The organism is Aeromonas piscicola (assembly GCF_000820005.1).
Taxonomy (GTDB): Bacteria; Pseudomonadota; Gammaproteobacteria; order Enterobacterales; family Aeromonadaceae; genus Aeromonas; species Aeromonas piscicola.
Genome location: NZ_CDBL01000077.1, coordinates 59,974 through 81,978, shown reverse-complemented (window position 1 = coordinate 81,978; position 22,005 = coordinate 59,974). Strand labels below are relative to the sequence as shown.

General features: G+C 57.3%; 18 protein-coding genes. 16 read left to right on the top strand and 2 right to left on the bottom strand.

Annotated elements, in window-relative coordinates; genetic code table 11:
* The first annotated feature begins 100 nt into the window (after positions 1-100).
* Complete coding sequence (locus BN1128_RS20125; protein ID WP_042872092.1) at positions 101-1,315, top strand: ROK family transcriptional regulator; 1,215 nt, start codon at positions 101-103, stop codon at positions 1,313-1,315.
* 159 nt (positions 1,316-1,474) lie between these two features.
* Positions 1,475-1,738: a hypothetical protein gene (locus tag BN1128_RS20120; protein ID WP_042872090.1), complete on the top strand. Its 264-nt coding sequence runs from the start codon at positions 1,475-1,477 to the stop codon at positions 1,736-1,738.
* A 544-nt stretch (positions 1,739-2,282) separates the two neighbouring features.
* On the opposite strand, the gene BN1128_RS24950 is transcribed toward BN1128_RS20120, so the two are convergent.
* Positions 2,283-3,155 carry a LysR substrate-binding domain-containing protein gene (locus BN1128_RS24950; RefSeq protein WP_080741045.1) on the bottom strand — a complete coding sequence of 291 codons (873 nt, stop codon included), beginning with the start codon at positions 3,153-3,155 and terminating at the stop codon, positions 2,283-2,285.
* A gap of 98 nt (positions 3,156-3,253) precedes the next feature.
* Here BN1128_RS24950 and BN1128_RS24945 point away from each other — a divergent pair, with 98 nt between their 5' ends.
* The 14 genes from BN1128_RS24945 (at position 3,254) to BN1128_RS20055 (ending at position 18,752) form a co-directional block, all read left to right on the top strand.
* Entirely contained in the window at positions 3,254-3,667 is a 414-nt protein-coding gene (locus tag BN1128_RS24945; RefSeq protein WP_082030487.1) for an EamA family transporter, read from the top strand.
* A gap of 1,002 nt (positions 3,668-4,669) precedes the next feature.
* Complete coding sequence (locus BN1128_RS20115) at positions 4,670-6,577, top strand: fructose-specific PTS transporter subunit EIIC (RefSeq protein WP_042872088.1); 1,908 nt, start codon at positions 4,670-4,672, stop codon at positions 6,575-6,577.
* Between the two features lie 172 nt (positions 6,578-6,749).
* Complete coding sequence (locus BN1128_RS24185) at positions 6,750-8,171, top strand: hypothetical protein (protein WP_052445541.1); 1,422 nt, start codon at positions 6,750-6,752, stop codon at positions 8,169-8,171.
* A gap of 8 nt (positions 8,172-8,179) precedes the next feature.
* Positions 8,180-8,593, top strand: coding sequence for a CesT family type III secretion system chaperone (locus tag BN1128_RS20105; protein WP_042872086.1), 414 nt, complete (start codon positions 8,180-8,182; stop codon positions 8,591-8,593).
* A gap of 453 nt (positions 8,594-9,046) precedes the next feature.
* On the top strand, positions 9,047-10,453 hold the full coding sequence (gene uhpT, locus BN1128_RS20100; RefSeq protein WP_042872083.1) for a hexose-6-phosphate:phosphate antiporter: 1,407 nt from the start codon (positions 9,047-9,049) through the stop codon (positions 10,451-10,453).
* 261 nt (positions 10,454-10,714) lie between these two features.
* A complete protein-coding gene (locus BN1128_RS20095; RefSeq protein WP_042872081.1) occupies positions 10,715-11,026 on the top strand; it encodes a PTS fructose transporter subunit IIB in 312 nt (103 codons plus the stop codon).
* Complete coding sequence (locus BN1128_RS20090) at positions 11,027-11,794, top strand: PTS sugar transporter subunit IIA (RefSeq protein ID WP_042872078.1); 768 nt, start codon at positions 11,027-11,029, stop codon at positions 11,792-11,794. It begins immediately after the preceding gene.
* Between the two features lie 138 nt (positions 11,795-11,932).
* A complete protein-coding gene (locus tag BN1128_RS20085; protein ID WP_042872076.1) occupies positions 11,933-12,865 on the top strand; it encodes a pseudouridine synthase in 933 nt (310 codons plus the stop codon).
* Positions 12,862-13,341, top strand: a complete 480-nt coding sequence (locus tag BN1128_RS20080; protein ID WP_042872074.1) for an NUDIX hydrolase — start codon at positions 12,862-12,864, stop codon at positions 13,339-13,341. Before BN1128_RS20085 ends, BN1128_RS20080 begins: the two co-directional genes overlap by 4 nt.
* Before the next feature lie 157 nt (positions 13,342-13,498).
* A complete protein-coding gene (gene mnmA, locus BN1128_RS20075; protein WP_042872072.1) occupies positions 13,499-14,605 on the top strand; it encodes a tRNA 2-thiouridine(34) synthase MnmA in 1,107 nt (368 codons plus the stop codon).
* Positions 14,606-14,844: 239 nt separating this feature from the next.
* On the top strand, positions 14,845-15,456 hold the full coding sequence (hflD, locus tag BN1128_RS20070) for a high frequency lysogenization protein HflD (protein ID WP_042872068.1): 612 nt from the start codon (positions 14,845-14,847) through the stop codon (positions 15,454-15,456).
* 30 nt (positions 15,457-15,486) lie between these two features.
* Positions 15,487-16,857 (top strand): adenylosuccinate lyase, encoded by a 1,371-nt coding sequence (gene purB, locus BN1128_RS20065; protein ID WP_042872066.1) that lies wholly within the window; start codon positions 15,487-15,489, stop codon positions 16,855-16,857.
* A gap of 165 nt (positions 16,858-17,022) precedes the next feature.
* Positions 17,023-18,153, top strand: a complete 1,131-nt coding sequence (locus tag BN1128_RS20060) for a ribosomal protein uL16 3-hydroxylase (protein WP_042872065.1) — start codon at positions 17,023-17,025, stop codon at positions 18,151-18,153.
* A gap of 185 nt (positions 18,154-18,338) precedes the next feature.
* Positions 18,339-18,752, top strand: coding sequence for a hypothetical protein (locus BN1128_RS20055; RefSeq protein WP_042872063.1), 414 nt, complete (start codon positions 18,339-18,341; stop codon positions 18,750-18,752).
* Between the two features lie 150 nt (positions 18,753-18,902).
* On the opposite strand, the gene BN1128_RS20050 is transcribed toward BN1128_RS20055, so the two are convergent.
* On the bottom strand, positions 18,903-21,767 hold the full coding sequence (locus tag BN1128_RS20050) for a hypothetical protein (protein ID WP_042872061.1): 2,865 nt from the start codon (positions 21,765-21,767) through the stop codon (positions 18,903-18,905).
* Positions 21,768-22,005: the final 238 nt, after the last annotated feature.

The window sequence follows — 22,005 nt, the reverse complement described above, 5'->3', positions numbered from 1 at the left end:
ATTTATTAGTAAACGTTTCGATGAGGCCAGTTTAGAATGGCGATGACAGCGATTTTCGCTTAAAGATCACGCAATACAGTAAGCGGAGTTTAGTGAATAGATGAACATAGGGTTGAACAACCAGAAAGTCCGCCACCACAACAAGCAGGTGCTGCTGGCCCTGCTCTATCAGCTCAAGGAGGCGAGCAAGTCCACCCTGGCCCGCCATTGCGAGCTCTCCATCCCGGCGGTCAGCAAGATCCTCGACGAACTGGTTGCCGATGGCGCCATCAACCACAGCGAACAGAACCTCTCCCAGCGCGGCATCAATGGCGGCAGCTACCGCATTGCCAGCGGCCAGGGGGCCATTCTTTGCCTCAATATCAGCCCCACCCGTCTGGAGAGCATACTGGTGGATAACCTGATCACCCCGCAGGGTGAGTTCAGCGACCAAAAGATTGCCCCGCAAACCCCAGATGAACTGCTGCGCCTGATTGAAGCGCACTACTACCAGCACAAACGCCGCCACAAGGGGCTGGCGATCCGGCTGGCCCTGTCGGTACACGGTCAGGTCAATCCGGCGACCGGGGTGTCGCAAACCATGCCGCAAGCCCCATGGCACGCGCCGGTCGAGCTCAAGTACCTGCTGGAGGAGCGGCTGGGTTGCGAGGTGATGGTGGATAACGACTGCATCATGCTGGCACTGGCCCAGAAGTGGCAGGGCCGGGAAGGAAACGGGGATTTTTGTGTCATCAACGTCGACTACGGCATAGGGTCCGCCTTTATCATCAACGGCCAGATCTATCGGGGTGCCCTGTTTGGCAGCGGCCAGATAGGCCACACCATCATCAACCCGGACGGCAGCGCCTGTGCCTGCGGCCGCTACGGCTGCCTGGAGACGGTCGCCTCGCTGTTTGCCATCAAAAAACGGGCCAGGGTGTTTCTCAAGCAACAAACCAGTGCCGACAACCCGGCGCTGGCGGGTGTGGAGCTGGATACGACCCAGCTGCTCGCACTCTACCATCAGGGAGATGCCATGATCCGCGCCCTGGTGGACGAAGGGGCCCGCGCCATTGGCCTGAGCCTCTACAACTTCCTCAATATCCTCAACATCAACCGCATCTGGCTCTATGGCCGCAGCTGCGGCTTTGGTGAAACCTGGCTGCAGACCATTATCCACCAGACCGGCGCCAATCCATTCGATTGCAGCGATGCGGTCAATGCAACCCAACTGCGCGTCGGCACGCTCAACCGCGCCCAACAGGTGATGGGCATCGGCTATCTCTATGTGGAGCGGGCACTGGAACGGCGCAGCGATGCCAGCGTCCCCGGCTGACAAGCAGAGATAGGACGCAGTCCCCTGACTGGCCCCGGTCGCCGGAAAGGTGATCCCGATCCCGATTGGCAAACTCCCTCTGGCGAGGGGGTTGAGAGCCAAGTGGGGAGGAATATGATGGGCGCCCCACTCTCTTCACAAGCCTGCACGAGCGCCATCATGACCAGCCAGCACGACCAGAACCCGCCAAGTGAAATCCATCGCTGTGACAAATGCAGGGAGCGCACCCGCCATATAGTGGTACTGGTGCCACGGGATCACAGCCAGGATGTAATGCCCAAAGACCCGCGCAAAGCCTTCTGGCAAGCCTTTCGCTCCAGCAGCCTGACCAATGCGGTATTCGGCCAGACCCTCGCCTATCAGGCCACCCATGTAAAACATCTGATCTGCGAACGCTGCGGCGAGAAGTTTCTGGAGTATTGAGTGGCTGTTGCTCCCAGTAAGGGGTGATGGTCAGCCTGCAGCTGCACAAATATGCCGCGCTCTCACCCATTTGTTGATCACTGGTCGCTTTCTCGCAAAGCGTCGTTTTACCCCCTTCCACCACCGCTTGTTATGCCCCAGTTGCAACCAGGCTCTCTCGGGATCGCTGCCTGTGCCGCAATAAGGTAATCGAACAGCCATGCCCCGCTATATCACCGGTTAGCCGCAGCAGACTGGCAGCTGTCATCACAAGTGGTAGCGTGGTTATTAGGTTGGCGCAGCGCGTAGAGAAGCCCGACAGGCGAGCATTATTGCGCCAGCCAGAGCGGAATAAACGTGGATGAAAGAGATTGGCACACCAGAATTGACGCTTCATGTCGCGGTAAACCTTGGCTTCACTTCGTTCAGCACCAGCCTGCGATTTTTAGCCCAAGATACGAGATGAGCCATATATCCAACGAGACAGCAATCGAAACGACGGTACCTTGCCCATGAAGAACTTCCTGATCGCACAGACTTGGCTGAGCCCCCTTTATTCAGTGCTCTACTGTCCTTCACCATCATTTAGCGTTACAACATTATGCTGCATTTCTCTTAGAAACAAATTGGTTAAATCTTGAACCGTCTTATCCGTATCACCCCGCTGGCGATAAACTGCAATTGTAATATTTGGGAGTGCAGGGAGTTGGGTCAATCTCTGGCTATGCTTGGGGGGTGTTTGAGAAAATAAAGCGACGACGCCCAGCCCAGCCTCTGTAGCAGCCTGTAAAGCTGCAAGGCTACTGCTCTCAAATACTATATGCCAAGGAATACCTTCTCTATTCAATGCCTCTAATATACGATTACGCCATGAGCAAGGTTGACTGAAAATGACTAAAGGTAATGATTCACCTTGATGTTCGAACCCATGAGCTGCAAACCAATAAAGTGGAAAACTGAATTCCTGAATTGGTGCTGGCGCATTGGCAATCGGCATGCTGACCAACACATCCAACTCACCACGTTCAAACGCAGCAAATAGTGACTGCTTGTTAGTCACCTCAACCCGCAAGCTTAATCCAGGATGCACACAAGCAAAGTCTGCTAGCACGCGGGTAAAGTGATTACTCACAAGATCTTCAACCAAACCAATACTGCAATGCAGTTTACCTTGTGATGCAGGCTTTAGACTCAGTTGATCGGTTAGACTCAAAATGCGTTCTGCATAAGGTAATAACGCCTCCCCCTCCGTACTTAAACGTATACCTCTGTTGGAGCGAAGCAGCAATGCATGGCCTAGTTGCTGTTCTAAACGCTGAATTTGCTGGCTAAGCGCTGGCTGTGTTTTCCCTTGCAATATTGCGGCCCGGTTAATGCTGCCACATCGCACAACACTCACGAAAGAGCGCAGCAGTGCGGTATCAAAGTCATTTGCCATAAATAAATCTTATAACTGCCATACATTTTTGCAGTCTACCTATGAACTACGGCATCCGCTAGACTGAGCATGCTTTTATTATTTAGCTGGAGTTCACGATGTATGTTTTAGCTGTCATTCTTGCTATCGCAGGTTCGGTCGTATACCACCTTTCGATTAAATTTGTACCTAGTGGTGTCAATCCATTTTTATCTTTGTCCTTGAGTTATGGTATCGCCCTTTTATTATGTTTACCTGGCATTTATTTTTATGACGGTAGTCGCAGCATCCAAATATTAAACTGGAGTGTTGCGGGCGTGGCGCTGGGGATTTTAGGGATTGAGCTTGGATTCTTGTTGTTATATCGAGCCGGTGGCCATCTGGGGATATCTTCATTCCTGACCAATGCGGCGAGTACACTCTTGCTTTTACCTATTGGACTGTTGTTTTTTCGAGAAGCCTTTTCAGTCACTCGCTTGCTGGGTATGGGTGTCGCACTCTGCGGTCTATGGTTGATGATGCCACGTAAATAATAAATCCCGTAGGTTCGGTTAGCAAAGCCGTTTCGGGCATTGGCGTATCTTGGATATTGAATTTTCGAACGCCACGGCAACCGTCAACGGAGTAGGTGGATGCTTAATTTAATGGCACCTGATGTCTATTTCGAAATGGCAAACTGAAAAATATCCATATTCAAGGAGTTCCTTACTCGCCCCAATAGAGCTAACTGGATTATACAAGAATGAATCAATACAGACGTTCCCCAAAAAACTGAACCAGATTGCTTGTGAAATTCATATCCAGCCTGGCCATTACGGCGCCACTCGGCTTGACCCCGGCACTTATCCGGCAGGATTTTCATATGGATTTGCTTTATCGGGAGGTGGGACGCCTCTGTCTGATCGGGATTCTCGTCGCGGCAGCAATGGCGGTAATTGGCTGGCCAGTGCATCGCTATCACGTCAAGCAACAACAGCCGGAGTCTCTGACAAGCATCCTGAGGATGGGCTCATCGCGCCCATCCTCAGGATGCAATATGTACCGCGACTCCCACCCCTGCCACCCCTATCGGCGGTACAACTCACTCCGTTCATTGCACCCTGCGGTTGCCCCGGAGCTCCCGCTCGCCAAGCCCATTTCTCCAGTTTGTACTCCCCCAAGCTCCCATGATGACAGCCATTTATGTGCGCCGGCTCACATCTCGTTCCATCATATACCCTCACAAATTTACAGAAGAAGCTTCTCTCTCCCGTCCAGACTGGTAGGGCCACAGCAATATGACCGCAAGGGGAAGAATGCTAACAACATGATTTTATATGTGAAAACCAATTTAATTCGCTACTGGTGCCCAACGCCTAGCTTTGGGATCCGGTTCACACTCGGGATCTTGCCGCACAAAAATCCAGTCATTCGCACATTTGTCCGATAGGGTGGCTTGCTCCCCGGCGCGATAATAGTGAGGTCAATTTTGTCTGCATGCCGTGCCAGCACGGGCGGCATGCCAACAGGCTCCCTCACGGGAGCGGGAGAGCGCCATGATCACCACACTGATCAACGAACATCTGATCAATCTCGATTTGAACGCAACGAGCAAGGAGGAGGTCTTCAGCGAGATGGCCCGCTTGCTGGTCGCGCAGGGCAAGGTCAGCGATGAGCAGCAGTTCATCAAGGACCTGTGGGCCCGGGAAGAGCTGGACAACACTGGCTTCGAGGAGGGCGTTGCCCTGCCCCACGCCAAGAGTGCGGCTGTGAGCACACCGGCGGTGGCCATCGGCATCAGCCGCAACGGCATCGAGTACGGCGCCGAGGATGGCAAGCCGTCCCAGCTGTTCTTCATGATTGCCTCCCCGGCCGGTGGCGCCAACCACCATATCGAGGTGCTGGCCGAGCTCTCCGCCAAGCTGATTGAAGAAGGTTTTATTGCCAAGTTGCTGGCTGCCAAGAGCTCGGCTGCTGCGCTGGCGCTGCTGCTGGAGCGCAAGGAGGAGCAAACCGCTGCCCCGACCACCAGCAAGGGCTTCATCATAGGTGTCACCGGTTGTCCGGCCGGCATCGCCCACACCTATCTGGCGGCAGAGTCGCTGGAGCGTGCCGCCAAGGAGCTGGGTTACGAGGTGAAGGTGGAGACCAACGGCTCCATCGGCGTCAAGAACAGCCCGACCGCGACCGAGATCGCCCGCGCCAGCGCTATCGTCGTGGCCTGCGATAAGCAGGTGGACATGGCCCGCTTCAACGGCAAGCCGCTCATCAAGACTGGGGTGAAAGCCCCCATCAAGGATGGCAAGGGTCTTATTGAGCAGGCGCTGAAGGCGCCGGCCTATGTGGCAGGCAAAGAGGACAAGAAGGGAGAGGATAAGAGCACGGGCGGCAGTTCCGATCTCTATCGCTACCTGATGAACGGCGTCTCCCACATGATCCCCTTTGTGGTCACAGGTGGTCTGCTGATCGCGCTGGCACTGGCCATCGGTGGCAACCCGACCCCGAGCGGCATGCAGATCCCGGAAGGGAGCATGTGGAACCAGATCCTCAACGTGGGCGTGGCCGCCTTTACCCTGATGATCCCCATTCTGGCGGGCTATATCGCCTACGCCATCGGTGATCGTCCGGCGCTGGCACCGGGCTTTATCGGCGGCTGGATCGCCAACAACGGCAGCTTCTATGGCGCCGACGCCGGTACAGGCTTTATCGGTGCCATCATAGCGGGCCTGCTGGTCGGTTATCTGGTGCGCTGGATTGCCACCCGTCACTACCACAAGATGGTGCAGCCGCTGGTGCCTATCCTGATCGCGCCCATCGTCGGGTCGCTCTTTATCGCTGCGGTCTTCATCTTCATCATAGGTGCCCCCATTGCCGACATGATGACGGGCCTGAACGCCATGCTGCTCTCCATGAGCGGTGGCAGTCTGGTGCTGCTGGGTATCGTACTCGGTGGCATGGCCGGCTTTGACATGGGTGGCCCGGTCAACAAGGTGGCCTTCCTGTTCTCGGTGGGCATGATAGCCTCCGGTCAGACCCAGTTTATGGGGGCCATGGCTTGCGCCATCCCGGCCGCGCCGCTCGGCATGTCGCTTGCGACCGTGCTCGGTCGCAAGCTGGGTATCTTCGATGCCTCCGAAATCGAAGCGGGCAAAGCCGCCGGTGCCATGGGCCTGGTGGGTATCTCGGAAGGGGCGATCCCGTTCGCCGCCCGTGACCCGCTCGCCGTCATCCCCGCCAACGTGCTGGGCAGCATGACAGCCGCCGTGATGGCCTTCCTGTTCGGCATCACCAACAGCGTGGCTCACGGTGGCCCCATCGTTGCCCTGCTGGGTGCGGTCAACAAGCCGCTGCTGGCGCTGCTCTGCATGATCTGTGGCGCCATCGTCACCGGCGTGGTGGCGGTTGCCCTGAAAAAACTGCGGGTGAAGAAAACCGACCAGGTGGAACTCGCCAAGGCGGCCTGATCACCCGTGAATACCTGCCAGGAGAGGCCATTCGGCCTCTCCACTTTTTACCCCGCGCTCACCGTTTCCTCTCATCACTTCAACCATTTTCTACAAATTGAGTGCCGTTTCCTGACGGAGTGCATTTCACCATCTCCATAGAATGACCTCCAGATACACAACAGGAGGTTCAATGCAGATCCAAGCCCTACAGACACTCGTCAATCAGCAAATCAGCCAGTTAGGTCACGCCGATCAAGCCGGTCGTCTTGGCAATAGCAGCCATGGCAACATTGGTGCGGGTGCATCCAGCCAGGAGCATGCATTTGCCAGCGCGGTACTGGAGCAGGTACGCAACATCTCCCTCAATCACCAGGAAGTGGCAGGCTTGCTGCCGCATATCGCCAACTTCAAGCTACAGCAAGATACAGGTGGCAATGCCGTTCTCGCCGGATTGCGCTCCGACCAGCTTTCACTCGCTGATGCCAAACTGCTGTTGGATGCCGCCTCTCGCCAACTGCCACCGCCGCTACCCGAGCGCGCCACAAAACCGGCTCCCGCCCAGCCCCCCCGTGGCCAGAACGGCATGGTGGATCTGTGCCACCATTTCGCAGGACAAGATGTGCAGGTATTGGCCAGCAAACCGGCCCCCGGCACCAATGCTGCCGCCATTTGGCCCAGTGCCAGCAAACCGGGACAATTCGGCATATTTATTCCGAACCAAGGCATGAAACACGCACCGACGCTGGCAGATGCCAAGAGTCAACTCGACGCTTACAGTGCCAGCCAGCAAACTCGACAGCTCGAAGCCCGTTGGGGCGGCGCCGTCAGCGTGCTCGCAGAAAAACCGGCAGCTAACTTCGACCGCCCCGCGATTTGGCCCAGCGCCAGCAAACCCGGCAGCTTCGGTATCCATATTCCGGGCAAGGGTGCTCTTCGCGCAGAGGATCTGGCCAAAGCTGACAGCCTGTTTGCCAAAAATGATATTGCCGCCCGCCTGAGCGATGGTCAGCACATCAAGGTCAGCAGCACCAATCTGCCCGAGGCTGCACGCATATCACTTGAGCGGCAACACCAGATAGCCATCACTCCCATCACCATCAATGGCAAAGAGATAGCCTATCTGTTCAGTGGCCAACAGCAGCTCAACCGCAATGTGCTCTTCTCTTCCCACGGGAGCGGCGTCAATGAGGGGACCTTCACCAAGCCGGAAGGGATTGAATTTGATTTTGCCTCGACCCGCAACAACGTGCTGGTCTCCAACACCATGGCCTTTGCCGAGAAGCTGAAGGATGATCGGGTCGCTTTCCGGGATGAAAGCCAGATCTACGGCACCTTGAGCCGGGAGGCGACCAACTACCGGCTGGATGGCGGCATCCGTACCCAGCCCGAGCAGGCGGCCGAGCTGATCGGCAGAATGAACCGGGACGGCGCCGCGCAACCATTTGACTTCGTGCTGCTCAACCGTGAAGCCAAAGGCGTTCATTTTGCCGATCTACTGCAGGGGTTCAAGGACACGCTGGGTTGGCTGCCGGATCAGCTGGTCTGCCACTTCTGTCGCCCGCAGGATGAGAACAAGGGCCGCTTCAACGTCAGCAACAACTATCTGGGATGAGCCACACAATGAACCTCTATACGACTCGCCTTGGCGAACTGGCAACCCATCTCGGCATCGAACCCATCGAGCAAGATGAAGCAGGTCATGCCTGCCTCACACTGGACAAACTCTGGGCCATCCATCTGGCCCCACTCGACGGGGAAAGCATGGTCATGTTTCTGCGTGCGGGTGTGCTTGGCGGCGAAGCGCAGGCTCGCGAGTTGCTGCAGGATAACCTCTTCAGCCCCGAGCCCGGCACTATCCGGGTTGCCCTGGGTCAGGACAATCACCTGATCCTCTGGTGCCAGCTGTCACTGGCGAAGGCCGAGGCACCGCGGCTCCAGCGGGCCTTGCAACAACTGGTATCAAGAGCAGTGATGCTGGCTAGCGAAACGGGAGAAAAACCACGTGGCGACAGCATGCCAAGCCTGAGGGTGTAAAAATAGAGAAAGGCCACCGTACGGTGGCCTTTCAACTGCATGGATCCCCCACCTGTTCGGCACTCGCGACCAGACTCCATGCTTCTCTCACCAACCATGCATCCTCATCCACAACAGACCCCACCACCAAACAAGCTGAAATGGCGGCAATATGCCGCCACGCTGTGATCCCCTTCACGCTTCATGGCCGGATCCCGCCAAACTAGGAAATTTTCCTAATGCCCCTAGGGATGGCTCTCACGCCATTTGCGCCGCGCCTCATTAAAGTCACGCTACCTGATGTAGTTACCCGACCCTCGCAGTGGCGCAGGGAGTGGGCATGGGTTCAATCGACAGGAGAGCGAGGCGCACAGTCCAACCTCTTGCTGTTGTCCTTTCCGTGGCGCGACCTCTAACACCAACCAAAAAGTGAGGGGCGCGGCGGAAATACCGACTATCTCGCAGAGGATGAATATGTTGGATTTTCTCAAGCAGGTGCGGGTCCCGACCCTGGACTTGCCGGTCGCAGCCCGGCGCAAACTCTGGTTCAAGCCCTTTATGCAATCCTATCTGGTTGTATTTATTGGCTATCTGACCATGTATCTGATCCGCAAGAACTTCAACATTGCGCAGAATGACATGATCCAGGAGTACGGTCTCTCCATGACCGAGCTTGGCATGATAGGCCTTGGCTTCTCCATCACCTACGGGGTGGGCAAGACGGTCGTCTCCTACTACGCCGATGGCAAGAACACCAAGCAGTTCCTGCCGCTGATGCTGATCCTCTCCGCCCTCTGCATGCTCGGCTTCAGTGCCAGCATGGGCGGCACGGGTTTCAGCCTCTACTTCATGATCTTCTTCTATGCGCTGAGCGGCTTCTTCCAGAGCTGCGGCGGCTCCTGCAGCTACTCCACCATCACCAAGTGGACCCCCCGCAACAAGCGCGGTACCTATCTCGGCATGTGGAACCTCTCCCACAACGTGGGCGGTGCCGGTGCGGCCGGGGTGGCGCTGTTCGGTGCCAACTACCTGTTCGATGGCAACGTGCTCGGCATGTTCATCTTCCCGTCCATCATAGCGCTGGTGGTCGGCTTCGTTGGCCTGCGTTTTGGCAGCGATTCACCGGAAGCCTATGGCCTGGGCAAGGTAGAAGAGCTGTTTGACGAGGTGGCCAGTGAAGAAGACATCGCCACCGAAGAGCAGAAGCTGACCAAGGGTCAGATCTTCGTGAAGTACGTGCTGATGAACAAGGTGATCTGGCTGCTCTGCTTTGCCAACATCTTCCTCTACGTGGTGCGCATCGGCATCGACCAGTGGTCCACCGTCTACGCTCACCAGGAGCTGGGCTTCTCCAAGGAGATTGCCATCCAGGGCTTTACCTTCTTCGAAGTGGGCGCCCTGGTCGGCACCCTGATGTGGGGTTACCTCTCCGATCTGGCCAACGGCCGTCGCGGTCTGGTGGCTTGCGTGGCACTGGCGCTGATCATCGCGACCCTGGGTCTCTACCAGCACGCCACCACCCAGTTCATGTTCCTCGGCTCACTGTTCACCCTAGGCTTCCTGGTGTTTGGTCCGCAGCTGCTGATCGGCGTGGCCGCCGTGGGCTTCGTACCCAAACAGGGCATAAGCGTGGCCGATGGCGTCAAGGGCACCTTCGCCTACCTCATAGGTGACAGCTTCGCCAAGCTGGGCCTGGGCATGATCGCCGATGGCACCCCCATCTTCGGTCTGACCGGCTGGGCCGGCACCTTTGCGGCGCTGGACATAGCAGCCGCCGCCTGTCTGGTGCTGATGGCCTGCGTGGCCGTGGCCGAAGAGCGCAAAATCCGCCGTATCAAACGGGAATTGAAAGCCGCTACCCTGGCCACTCAATCCGTCTGAACCAACGCGCACTGAACGCCGCCGAGCTGGCAACCCAGTCAGCCTGAACCCGCGTTAACTGGATGCAACCGGCCCCGCCTTCTGGCGGGGCCGGTTTTTTATTGTCGCTCCCATCGTCAGCAGATGAATCCATACCCTTGCCATCCCCTGTGCATGCAGGCACCACAGGGCTGCCAAGATCCCATTTTTGCCCCTCAGCTTTGGCAAAGTCCGCCCCTTGGCGCTATCTTGTTGGCCCACCTCTCTTTGCTTCGAGAACCGATGAAGATCCTCGCCGTCACCGCCTGCCCCACCGGCATAGCCCACACCTACATGGCCGCCGAAGCGCTGCAAAAAGCCGCCGACAAGCTGGGGCTGAAGATCAAGGTTGAAACCCAGGGTGCCATGGGGCTGGAGAACATTCTCACCGCGCGTGACATCGCCTGCGCCGATCTGGTGCTGATCGCCTCCGACATCGAGATTGAGATTGAGCAGAAGGATCGCTTCCTCGGTTGCCAGGTTCGCCAGGTATCGCTGGAATCAGTGCTGCTGGATGCCAGCGCCGTGCTCAAAACCGCCACCGTCGGCGTCTGAATGCTCACCCGCGAGCTCACCTTCTTCTGCCGGCTGGGATTGACCATCACCCAGGCCAAACAGCTGAGCCGGCTGGCCGGACTGTTCAAGTCCCATATCCAGTTCATCAACGTCAGCCGCCGCCAGACGGTGGAGGCGACCAACCAGCTCTCCCTGCTCACCCTGGCCACCCAACCCGGCGATCTCTGTCTGCTGCTCATCGAGGGGCTGGATGCCGAACTCGCCCACATGGCCTTCACCTGCTGGTGCGTGGAGCTGGGCCAGCCCCTTGGCCGCCCCGCCACCGCCGCCCAGGCCGAGCAGCGCCTTGGCCTCGCCCAGCCCGACTACTGTTTTTCCCTCGCCCAGCTGGGGCACGCGGCGGCATCGCTGGACAAATCCCTGGCCCTGAGGGTACTGGTCGATCTCTTGCCCGCCGAGCTGGTACGCGACAGGCCCGCGCTTGAGCAGGCCATCGCCAAGCGCGAGCAGATCGCCGCCACCATCATCCGGCCCGGCCTCGCCATGCCCCACGTGATCTGCCCCGCCATCCGCCAACCCACCGTCTCGCTCTTGAGTTGCGCCGAACCCATCGAGTGGGGATCGGCGCTCGGGCCGGTGCAGACCATCATATTGCTGGCGATCCCGGCCGGGCTCGCCCCCGAGCAGTTGCGCCCCCTCACCCGGCTGGCCCGCGCCATGATGGACGAGGTGGTCAGCACGGCGCTCTTGCACGCAGGCTCGGCCCCCGCCCGTCAGGCCATCGTCATCGAAGGGTTGCTGAGCTGAGATGCACTGAATCGGGTGCAATTCACCCCGTTCATTGCCCCCCAGGCCGTTGGCCTGCCGTGTGAGCGCATCCCCATGCCCCATCCACTCAGCCCCCTGTGATACACTGCGCCATCCCCTGTTTTTGGTATGCATGCGATGAAATCTGCCCGCCCCCGTCTCTCCCTCCAAGGCCGCACGACCGCCTCCGGCCGCACCGCACAGGATGACGCCAACCGGCCCGGTCTTGCCCGCTCACGGGCCGGCACCCGGCACGCACACGAGGCTGAACAGGCCGGGCAGAAACCGCGGGTGGACCCCGCCGATCGCAAGTTGTTGCTGCTGAACAAGCCCTACATGGTGCTGTGCCAGTTCACCGACGAGGCAGGACGGGAGACCCTCAAGGATTACATCAAGGAGCCCGGCATCTATGCCGCCGGCCGGCTGGACCGCGACAGCGAGGGGCTCTTGCTGCTCACCAACGACGGCAAGCTGCAGGCTCGCCTCACCCAGCCGGGGGAGAAGACCCCCAAGACCTACTGGGTGCAGGTGGAAGGGATTCCAAGCGAGGAGGCGCTGGCCGCCCTGCGCGCCGGAGTCGAGCTCAACGACGGCATGACCCTGCCCGCCGAGGCGCGCATCATGGACGAGCCCGCGGTGTGGCCGCGCACTCCGCCCATTCGCGAGCGCAAGGAGATCCCCACCCGCTGGCTGGAGATCAAGATAGTGGAGGGGCGCAACCGTCAGGTACGGCGCATGACGGCCCATATCGGCCACCCCACCCTGCGCCTGATCCGCTACGCCATCGGCGACTGGACCCTCGATGAGCTGGCCCCCGGGCAGAGCCGCAGCCTGCCCGCTCCCGAGCTGGCGCCTGCCCAGCGCCAGCGCAAACCCTCATCATCCCGCTCGGATGGCAGCGCAGCCAAACCGGCAGGCGACGCGCCACGGCGGGCAAACCAACCGAGACGGGATGAACGGCCCCGCAGCACCGCATCGACCACTAGCCCGACCGGCGGCAAACCCCGCAGCAGCGGTCGCGGCACGGCCCGCCGTCCTGCCCGTCACACCACAGACAAGGAGTCATCATGATGGATCGCCCGCCGATGGAAGAGAGAATGCCGGCCAGATTGACGGTGGCTGCGCTGGTGCACTGGCAGGGTCGCTTCCTGCTGGTGGAAGAAGAGATCAAGGGCCAGCGCCGTTTCAATCAGCCCGCCGGCCATGTGGAACCGGGTGAAAACCTGATTGAAGCGGCCTGCCGCGAGCTCAAAGAAGAGACGGGACTGACTGCCGCCCCCAGCGCCTGGCTTGGGGTCTATCTCTACAAACCGGCCGACAGCGAGGCCACCTTTGTGCGCACCGCCGTCATCTTCGACCTTGAAAAGGCGCCGGGTCAGCACCATCCAGAGGATCCTGACGGCGACGTGCTGGCTTGCCACTGGCTCACCCTGGAGGAGATAGCCGAGTGCAAACCGGCCCTGCGCAGCCCGCTGGTATGGCAGTGCATCCAGGATTATCTGGCGGGCACCCGCTTGCCTCTGTCGGCGCTCAAGGCCTTTATCTGAGGCCATTTGGCGCTCTTTTTTGGCCTCGATGGCCAGCAGCAGAAAAACGATTTCCTGCCACTGCATTCCCGATGGGAGCCAGGGCATGGATATGTGACCGGGGGCGCGAAATTCTGGTAGAATACGCCCCGTTTAAACGAACTGGTAACTTCGACTAATGACAGACAACAGCCAAATCAAGGTGATCGTCGGCATGTCCGGCGGCGTGGATTCTTCCGTCTCGGCCTACCTGCTGCAGCAGCAGGGTTATCAGGTCGAAGGCTTGTTCATGAAGAACTGGGAAGAAGACGACACGGACGAGTATTGCTCTGCCTCCCAGGATTTGGCTGATGCCAAGGCCGTCTGCGACAAGCTGGGTATGAAACTGCATACCATCAACTTCGCCGCCGAGTACTGGGACAATGTGTTCGAGCACTTCCTCGAAGAGTACAAGGCAGGCCGCACGCCGAACCCGGATATCCTGTGCAACAAGGAGATCAAGTTCAAGGCGTTCCTCGAATTTGCCGCCGAAGAGCTGGGTGCCACCTACATCGCCACCGGCCACTACGTGCGCCGTGACGACAGCACCGGCCACCCGCGCCTGCTGCGCGGTCTCGACGGCAACAAGGATCAGAGCTACTTCCTCTACACCCTGAGCGAAAAGCAAGTGGGTCAGAGCCTGTTCCCGGTCGGGGATCTGGAGAAGCCGGAGGTGCGCCGCATCGCCGAGCAGCTGGATCTCATCACCGCCAAGAAGAAAGACTCCACCGGCATCTGCTTCATCGGTGAGCGCAAATTCAAGGACTTCCTGGCCAAGTTCCTGCCCGCCCAGCCCGGCCCCATCGAAACGGTGGACGGCAAGGTGATCGGCGAGCATCAGGGCTTGATGTATCACACCCTGGGTCAGCGCAAGGGGCTCGGCATCGGTGGTCGCAAAGATGCCACCGAAGAGGCCTGGTATGTGGTCGACAAAGAGGTCGAGCGCAACGTGCTGGTGGTGGCGCAGGGCGAGCACCCCCGCCTCTACTCAGACGGCCTGGTTGCCAGCCAGCTGCACTGGGTGGATCGCACCCCGATCCGCGCACCGCGTCGCTGCACCGTCAAGACTCGCTATCGCCAGCAGGACATCCCCTGCCTCATTCAGCCCATCGACGATGAGACCATCCGGGTCATCTTCGACGAGAAACAGGCCGCAGTGACCCCGGGCCAGTCCGCCGTCTTCTATGACGGGGAAGTGTGCCTGGGCGGCGGCATCATAGAACAGCGTTTCAGCCATCCGGTGTGAGCCGGTCAGGAGCCTGCCGGCGTCCGCGCACTTGACTCCCTTCTCCCCCCGTGGGAGAAGGCTCAGATTGATGCCGCGATGCCAAACGGCTCGCCACTGAATAACGGGAATGGCGCTGTTTGAACGAACAGCAGGATCAAGCAGCACAAGGCAACGAGAGATGCCTGAAAAATGCCAGGGCCGGATCATGGCCTGCTGCGATATCAGCCAGTGAATGAACGAAACAGGGCCGTGAACATATGACTGACAAATTCCAAGACAGAACCATGGCCTTTGCCGGCATCTGCCAGGCAGCCTATCTGGTACAGAAAGTGGCGCGCGACGGCAGCTGTGATGAGGCCTCGCTGCGCGAGAGCCTGCAAAGCGTGCTGGTGACCGACCCCAAGCAGCCGCTGGAGGTGTTCGGCAACCACCTGGCCATTCGTGATGGCTATCGCGCCCTGGTCGAACAGCTGGGCTCCGATGGCAGCCAGAAGAACGCCGAACTGACCCGCTACGTGGTCAGCCTGATCGCGCTGGAGCGCAAGCTGGCCAAGCGCAAGGACATACTCAACATGCTGGGGGAGCGGATCGGTCAGATCGGCCGCCAGCAACAGCATTTCGATCTGCTCGACGAGCAGATCCTGGCCAACATGGCGAGCATCTACAGCGATCTCATCAGCCCCATAGGGCCGCGCATCCAGGTGGCGGGTACTCCGCTGTTCCTGCAGCAGCCGCTGGTGCAGCACAAGGTGCGCGCCCTGCTGCTGGCAGGCATCCGTGCCTGCGTGCTGTGGCGCCAGCTCGGCGGCAGCCGCACCCAGATCATCTTCGCTCGCAAGAAGATGGTGGAATTGGCCAAACGTTTTTAACCCCCACACCAAACATCAGGAGTTCACCCCATGGAGCTGTCCGCGCTGACTGCTGTTTCCCCGATTGACGGTCGTTATGGCGACAAGGCCGATGCCCTGCGCCCTATCTTCTCCGAATTCGGCCTGCTGCGTTTTCGCGTCGAAGTTGAGGTGCGCTGGTTGCAGAAACTGGCCAGCCACGCCGGGATCCCGGAAGTTCCTGCCCTGAGCGCGGCCGCCAACGCCCTGCTCGACGGCATAGTCCTCAACTTCAACGAGAGTGACGCCGCCCGCATCAAACAGATAGAGCGCACCACCAACCATGATGTGAAAGCGGTGGAGTACTTCCTTAAAGAAAAGGTTGAAGTGAACCCCGAGCTGGCCGCCGTCAGCGAGTTCATCCACTTCGCCTGTACCTCGGAAGACATCAACAACAACTCCCACGGTCTGATGCTGAAAACCGCCCGTGACGAGGTCATCAAACCTTACTGCGAGAAGCTCATCAGCGAACTCAAGCGTCTGGCCCACGAGTACCGTGACATGCCGCTGCTGTCGCGCACCCACGGCCAGCCGGCGACCCCGAGCACCATGGGCAAGGAGATGGCCAACGTCGCCTATCGCCTGGAGCGCCAGTTCAAGCAGATCATGGCGGTGGAGATCCTCGGCAAGATCAACGGTGCGGTCGGCAACTACAACGCCCACGTCAGCGCCTATCCGGAAGTGGACTGGCACCAGTTCTCCGAGGAGTTTGTCACTTCGCTCGGCCTGAACTGGAACCCCTACACCACCCAGATCGAGCCGCACGACTACATCGCCGAGCTGTTTGACGCCATGGCCCGCTTCAACACCATCCTCATCGACTTCGATCGGGACGTGTGGGGCTATATCTCGCTGGGTCACTTCAAGCAGCGCACAGTGGCGGGCGAAATCGGCTCCTCCACCATGCCGCACAAGGTCAACCCCATCGACTTCGAGAACTCCGAAGGCAACCTGGGTCTGGCCAACGCCGTGTTCCAGCACCTGGCCTCCAAGCTGCCCATCTCCCGCTGGCAGCGAGACCTCACCGATTCGACCGTGCTGCGCAACCTGGGTGTGGCGGTCGGTTACTCCCTGATTGCCTATCAGGCGACCCTGAAGGGGATCTCCAAGCTGGAAGCCAACGCCGGTGCCATGGCCGCCGATCTGGACGCCAACTGGGAAGTGCTGGCCGAGCCGATCCAGACTGTGATGCGCCGCTACGGCATCGAGAAGCCCTACGAGAAGCTCAAGGAGCTGACCCGTGGTCGCCGCGTCGATGCCGAAGGCATGCGCACCTTCATCGACACCCTCGAACTGCCGGAAGCGGTCAAGGTCGAGCTGAAGAAACTGACCCCGGCCAACTACATCGGTCAGGCTCAGCGTCTGGTTGATCTGCTGAAATAAGCGGACAAGTGACACTACCGGGGCCCTGTGCATGATCTGCAACAGGGCCCCGGTTATTTTATGTGACACCCTATACACAGTTTGCAAGAGGGCTTGCCCGAGGCCGGTAGCCGCCTCTGGCAAGACCTCTCTTGACCTTTGTCGAACCCTTTGACGAGAAGACCTATGTACGAACTCAATCTGGATATCGCTCACTTCCTCGAGCATTACTGGCAGAAGCGCCCGCTCCTTATCAAGGGCGGCTTCAAGAATTTTCAGGATCCCATCAGCCCGGACGAGCTGGCGGGCCTGGCCATGGAAGAGGTTATCGAGTCCCGTCTGGTGACCCGCTTCGACAACAAGTGGGAAGCGGCCCACGGCCCCTTCGAATCTTACGACCATCTGGGCGAAGAGAACTGGACCATTCTGGTGCAGGCCTGCAACCACTGGGCCCCCGAGGTCAACGAGCTGGCACTGCCGTTCCAGTTCATTCCGGGCTGGCGCTTTGACGATGTGATGGTGAGCTTCTCTACCCCCCATGCGGGTGTCGGTCCCCACATCGACAACTACGATGTGTTCATCACCCAGGGCCTGGGCAAGCGTCACTGGCGCGTCGGCGATGCCAAGCCTCTCAACGAGTTTGCCGCCCACGCCGCGCTGCTGCACTGCGAGCCGTTCGAGGCGATCATCGACGTCATCATGGAGCCGGGCGACATCCTCTACATTCCGCCTGGATTCCCCCACGAAGGCTACGCCATCGAGCCTTCCATGAACTTCTCCGTGGGCTTCCGCGCGCCTGACGCAAAAGCGCTCATATCCTCCTTTGCCGATCACCTGATCGACAACGAGGTGCGCACCGAGCGTTACGGCGATGGGGATCTCAAGCCCCGCGCCCGCCACGGCGAGATCTTGCCCCATGAGCTGCACCGTCTGCGCGAGCTGATGCAGCAGGCCCTCGATGACGAGACCCTGTTCAAGGAGTGGTTCGGCACCATGATCTCCGAAGCCAAGCACGATCTGGACGTCAATCCGGTCGAACCTGACTACAGCGCCGAGGAAGTGGCCGACCTGCTGACCCAGGGCGAGCCCGCCATCAAGGTGCCTGGCCTGCGCACCGTCTGGTTCAGCGGCGACAGTCAGCAGTGCTATATCGACGGCGAAGCCTGGACCCTGGCAAGCGAAGATGCAGCCGCCATCTCCCTGCTGTGTGACAAGGACATCATCACTCAGGCCGACATGGTTACGCTTACCGATCAGGCCGGTTTCCTGCAACTGCTGACCCGGCTGGTCAACCGTGGTTACTGGTTCTTCAGCTGATTTGGCTGACTGACAGAAACGACAGAGGCGCCTTGATGGCGCCTTTTTTGTTACTCCGCGGCAGTGCAATTAACAATCGATTCGCGAAGCTGAACCCACTCTTGACGAACAAACAGATGGTGCTTTCTTGAGCGAAACCGGACCAGTATCATGCGTCCGTCCCTGTTCAGAAGAGAAGCGTCGCCATGCAGATCACCTCCCGGCCCATGCCGCTGCCCGATTACAGCAAGTATCCCTCCTACCCCGACGTAACGCCTGAGCAGATCAATCAGGCCCGCAACCAGGCACTGGACAAGAAGGATGAGGTGCAGGCGCAGAGCGAGGAGAAGGCAAGCGCCCGCAGAACCATGGCGGTCTCCTATGCCGCCCACCAGCAGGATAAAGCCGTGGTGGAGCGTTATCTGCAAGCAAGCGGGCAGGAGAGCAGTGAAACAACCGCCCCCAGCGCCACCGACATCTATCGGATGGAGAATCGCTACCAGCGCCAGCAGGTGCGCATCGACTACCTGCAATACCGGCAGAGCCCGCTTGGAAAACAGCTGGAGGGCATGACGGGTGCCGAGGATCGCAAGGGTAACCTGCTCGATACCAGCGCCTGAACAAGACCCTGTGCAGAGCGTGGGATGACATAAAAAAAGCCCTCGCTGAGGGCTTTTGAGTTTTGCCGATAAGGGCGCTGCTTATTTTCGACACTGTCACGCTCAATACGGGCCCTTCATGGCCCAGGGATTGAGAGGGTACTGGCTGCGTTATTTAGGAATAAACGCATTCTTGTAGAAGGATCTGAATCCATTATCCGGCACCTGAAACTCAACCCCATTGTGCAATGACAATGAAGCATCGCCAGTCTTATTCATAATTGCGCCATAGCGCGCATAACCACTTTTGCCATCGTGATACATAAAGTCCATCCGCGAAACCAGATCGTTGGTTTTCTTGAACAACCTGCCAACAATCGGCGAGTCTGAGGACATGGGATTATTGATGGTCCGCAGTAATTTCATACTGGTATAATCACCATTGTCATCCCGGGCCAGCAGATAATGGTAGCGAGTCTCGGGAGCCTGCAGACCATTTAACCGATAGATCAAATTCACGTTGGTACCGAGTGCCAGAGCATTAAGACCATAGGTTATCGGTGCATCGCGCTGACCGACAAAGTCAGATATTATCCTGCGTGCTACACCACCTTTCACTTGATAGATATGTCGGGTAGTAAAGATAAGGAACATGGTCTCATCAAGGCCATTGATGGCAACTACATCCAGCGGATATTCTTGCCACTCCAGATTTAATTGACTGGTCAACTCATTGCTACTTGTCGGGGCATCTTCCAGATGAGAGGTCAAGAAGGCGCGTGAAAAGCTTGAACCGTTGCCCAGCACCACGAATATTGCAGCGCGATTATTATTGCTTGCCTGACTCTCAACGGCATGCCAGCAGGTCTGCAAATCACTCCCCGGCCGCCAGTTACTGATTGGTGTTGTGGCTCCCACTGTGAAGAAATTCGATATATTTCCGTAGCCTGGCTTCTGAATATTGGCAAAGTTATAAATCTTGCCATTTCTTGGGGAGGTTACCAATGCCCCTGGCTGAGTATAAATCGGGTTATCATGATCAGCGATACTTGGGACGTAATCCCAATCGGTATTCATGGTCCTTGCATCGAATGCGCATACCAGAGTACGCTTCCAGTAACTGGATACCCGGCAAATATATGCACCAAGGTCTTCATACTCAAGCCCCCGAGGTTTAATATATTCGTTGGTATATCTCGCGATTGGGGTAGGTTTGATCTCTTCTTTCTTGAGTAACGTGTAGATCCACTGGGCGATGGCCACCACTATGCCTATCACCGCAATAATAATACCCAAAGGACCGGCAATGGCAAACCCCATAAAAGAGGCAATGGCGACGCCCAACGCCACCGTGGCGACCAACATATTTATTGCAGCAAATATAATATCCCCAACATCCCCGCCCTCAACAGCCTGATATAGGTTATACGCGGCTAGGGCCGCCCCCAGCGCGGCCAATCCAATAAAACATATATTGATAACCCGAGCGATATTTTGAGTGGCGAGAAACATCTTGCTGGCTATCTGCCGCTCTAGCACATTCGTGAGATGTTGGCCTTTGGCTGTAAGATTGCTCAAGAATTGACTGAATTTCCCCATATTAATCGCTATGCTATTTATGATGCCTTCACCATTGCCATAAATAAACATGGTCACTTTATCAAGGAACCGACCGAGCTGGATCAGATTCAATGTCACATCAAAAAGGGCCGCCCCCAACTCCATCAAAGGAACAGGATTGCTCCATTCCTCCCGCTCGGTCGCAGTCAACCAGGTAAAGTTGCCCACCCCCAGCAACAAGGTAAACACGGAAAGGAATGAATCTATGGAGAAGGCAGCGGGGGCCACACCGGAGAAGGCTGTGGGAGCCATACTGCCCGTCGCCCCTGCCAGAGCAGGATATCTTTGAAGAATACGCTGCCGGGCATCCCCATCCTGCAAGGTGCTCGTTCTCAAGCTCATATTATTCAGTTCATTCCAGAAGCTATCCGGGCTATTTTGGTTGAAGAAATTGTTCCAGAAGGTGCGCTGAGTACCGCTTTCAGTTTTCAGCAAGGTCACCACATCATCGAAATTTTTCCTGTTGGCCAGGACTGTGTATTTCTCGCTTTGATGACCCCAGCTCATGTTCATGGCAAACCCACTGTAAACAGAACCCGCCATGGTGCGTTCAAATTTTTTCAGCTCATCACTGGAGATGTGACTACCGGATGAGATATTGAGCGCTCTTGTTTTATTGATGGTGTTGTACACTTTCCTCATCGCCATTTCAAACGATGAGTTTGTTCCCAACTCCTGAACTTTAAAAGAACTGATGAGTTCGTCTAACACCTCATTCTTGGAGTAGTGTTCGATAAGTTGACGAGCCCAACTTTCCCCCCCAGCTTTGTAGGCGGTTAACTTTCCACTTTGACAATAATGGGTGGCGACAGAGTATAGCTGGTCGATAATCTCTTTAAATTGCGTCCCCTTTTCTGCTTGCTTGATATTCGCATTTACCTTCACCATATCCCAAGAGTTATACAGCTTCCGGTCAGCCACTGTGACATCTTTTTGTTTGCTATATGAGTGCTGCAACAAGCCACTCACATATTCAACCATGTTGTCAGTAAAATAGCGTCGATTGCTGGTGAAAATAGTATTTACCGAGTTGATGCCATCACTCATTGTCAGCACATTATTATTAGGCTTCATGCCAGGGCCTAAGGCTTCGCTTAATGAGCTGTTCTGATACTGGAATTCGAACTTCATCAACTCTTGAAACATCACCTGGGCAAGATATTGAGCTTCATCGGTTTCTTGTACAAAGTTGACCCGATTTGAATCAACGGCGGGCTGGTTAGACGCCATCACGTAAAAGTCGATCGCATCCAGTTCAGCGAAAGTGCCACTATTCAGGATAGAAATGGCGGCCTGCACCGGGGCAGGAAAAACGCTGCTCGCCGCCAAGCCAAGCAATGACATGGAAGAGAAAGTGAGGAAATCGCGACGACCCTGTGAAACTTCACGATGGATTATTTCTGAAAGTTTTTTCATATAATATATCCCTATCAGTGCTCAATGGTTTTTCCAGATTGATCGATATCTTCAGACAATAGCCGGGCAGGCCATATCATCATGACCGAGCACATGGTTGTTGTTTTCCGGTGAGAAATTAAAATAGGTTACCGCATCAGAATGATTGATACGCAAATGACAGCAACGCTACCGATATATATAAGACAAGGGCAAATATAGATAATCAAGACCATGGCAATCGCGCTGGGCCTCCTTG

Bases quoted from the DNA above. Each gene is read 5' to 3' on its own strand.
- purB (WP_042872066.1), top strand. From the start codon at position 15,487: ATGGAGCTGTCCGCGCTGACTGCTGTTTCCCCGATTGACGGTCGTTAT.
- BN1128_RS20085 (WP_042872076.1), top strand. From the start codon at position 11,933: ATGAAATCTGCCCGCCCCCGTCTCTCCCTCCAAGGCCGCACGACCGCC.
- uhpT (WP_042872083.1), top strand. From the start codon at position 9,047: ATGTTGGATTTTCTCAAGCAGGTGCGGGTCCCGACCCTGGACTTGCCG.
- BN1128_RS24185 (WP_052445541.1), top strand. From the start codon at position 6,750: ATGCAGATCCAAGCCCTACAGACACTCGTCAATCAGCAAATCAGCCAG.
- BN1128_RS20090 (WP_042872078.1), top strand. From the start codon at position 11,027: ATGCTCACCCGCGAGCTCACCTTCTTCTGCCGGCTGGGATTGACCATC.
- BN1128_RS20105 (WP_042872086.1), top strand. From the start codon at position 8,180: ATGAACCTCTATACGACTCGCCTTGGCGAACTGGCAACCCATCTCGGC.
- BN1128_RS20060 (WP_042872065.1), top strand. From the start codon at position 17,023: ATGTACGAACTCAATCTGGATATCGCTCACTTCCTCGAGCATTACTGG.
- BN1128_RS20095 (WP_042872081.1), top strand. From the start codon at position 10,715: ATGAAGATCCTCGCCGTCACCGCCTGCCCCACCGGCATAGCCCACACC.
- BN1128_RS20050 (WP_042872061.1), bottom strand. From the start codon at position 21,767: ATGAAAAAACTTTCAGAAATAATCCATCGTGAAGTTTCACAGGGTCGT.
- BN1128_RS20120 (WP_042872090.1), top strand. From the start codon at position 1,475: ATGACCAGCCAGCACGACCAGAACCCGCCAAGTGAAATCCATCGCTGT.
- BN1128_RS20115 (WP_042872088.1), top strand. From the start codon at position 4,670: ATGATCACCACACTGATCAACGAACATCTGATCAATCTCGATTTGAAC.
- BN1128_RS24950 (WP_080741045.1), bottom strand. From the start codon at position 3,155: ATGGCAAATGACTTTGATACCGCACTGCTGCGCTCTTTCGTGAGTGTT.
- mnmA (WP_042872072.1), top strand. From the start codon at position 13,499: ATGACAGACAACAGCCAAATCAAGGTGATCGTCGGCATGTCCGGCGGC.
- BN1128_RS20055 (WP_042872063.1), top strand. From the start codon at position 18,339: ATGCAGATCACCTCCCGGCCCATGCCGCTGCCCGATTACAGCAAGTAT.
- BN1128_RS24945 (WP_082030487.1), top strand. From the start codon at position 3,254: ATGTATGTTTTAGCTGTCATTCTTGCTATCGCAGGTTCGGTCGTATAC.
- BN1128_RS20125 (WP_042872092.1), top strand. From the start codon at position 101: ATGAACATAGGGTTGAACAACCAGAAAGTCCGCCACCACAACAAGCAG.
- hflD (WP_042872068.1), top strand. From the start codon at position 14,845: ATGACTGACAAATTCCAAGACAGAACCATGGCCTTTGCCGGCATCTGC.
- BN1128_RS20080 (WP_042872074.1), top strand. From the start codon at position 12,862: ATGATGGATCGCCCGCCGATGGAAGAGAGAATGCCGGCCAGATTGACG.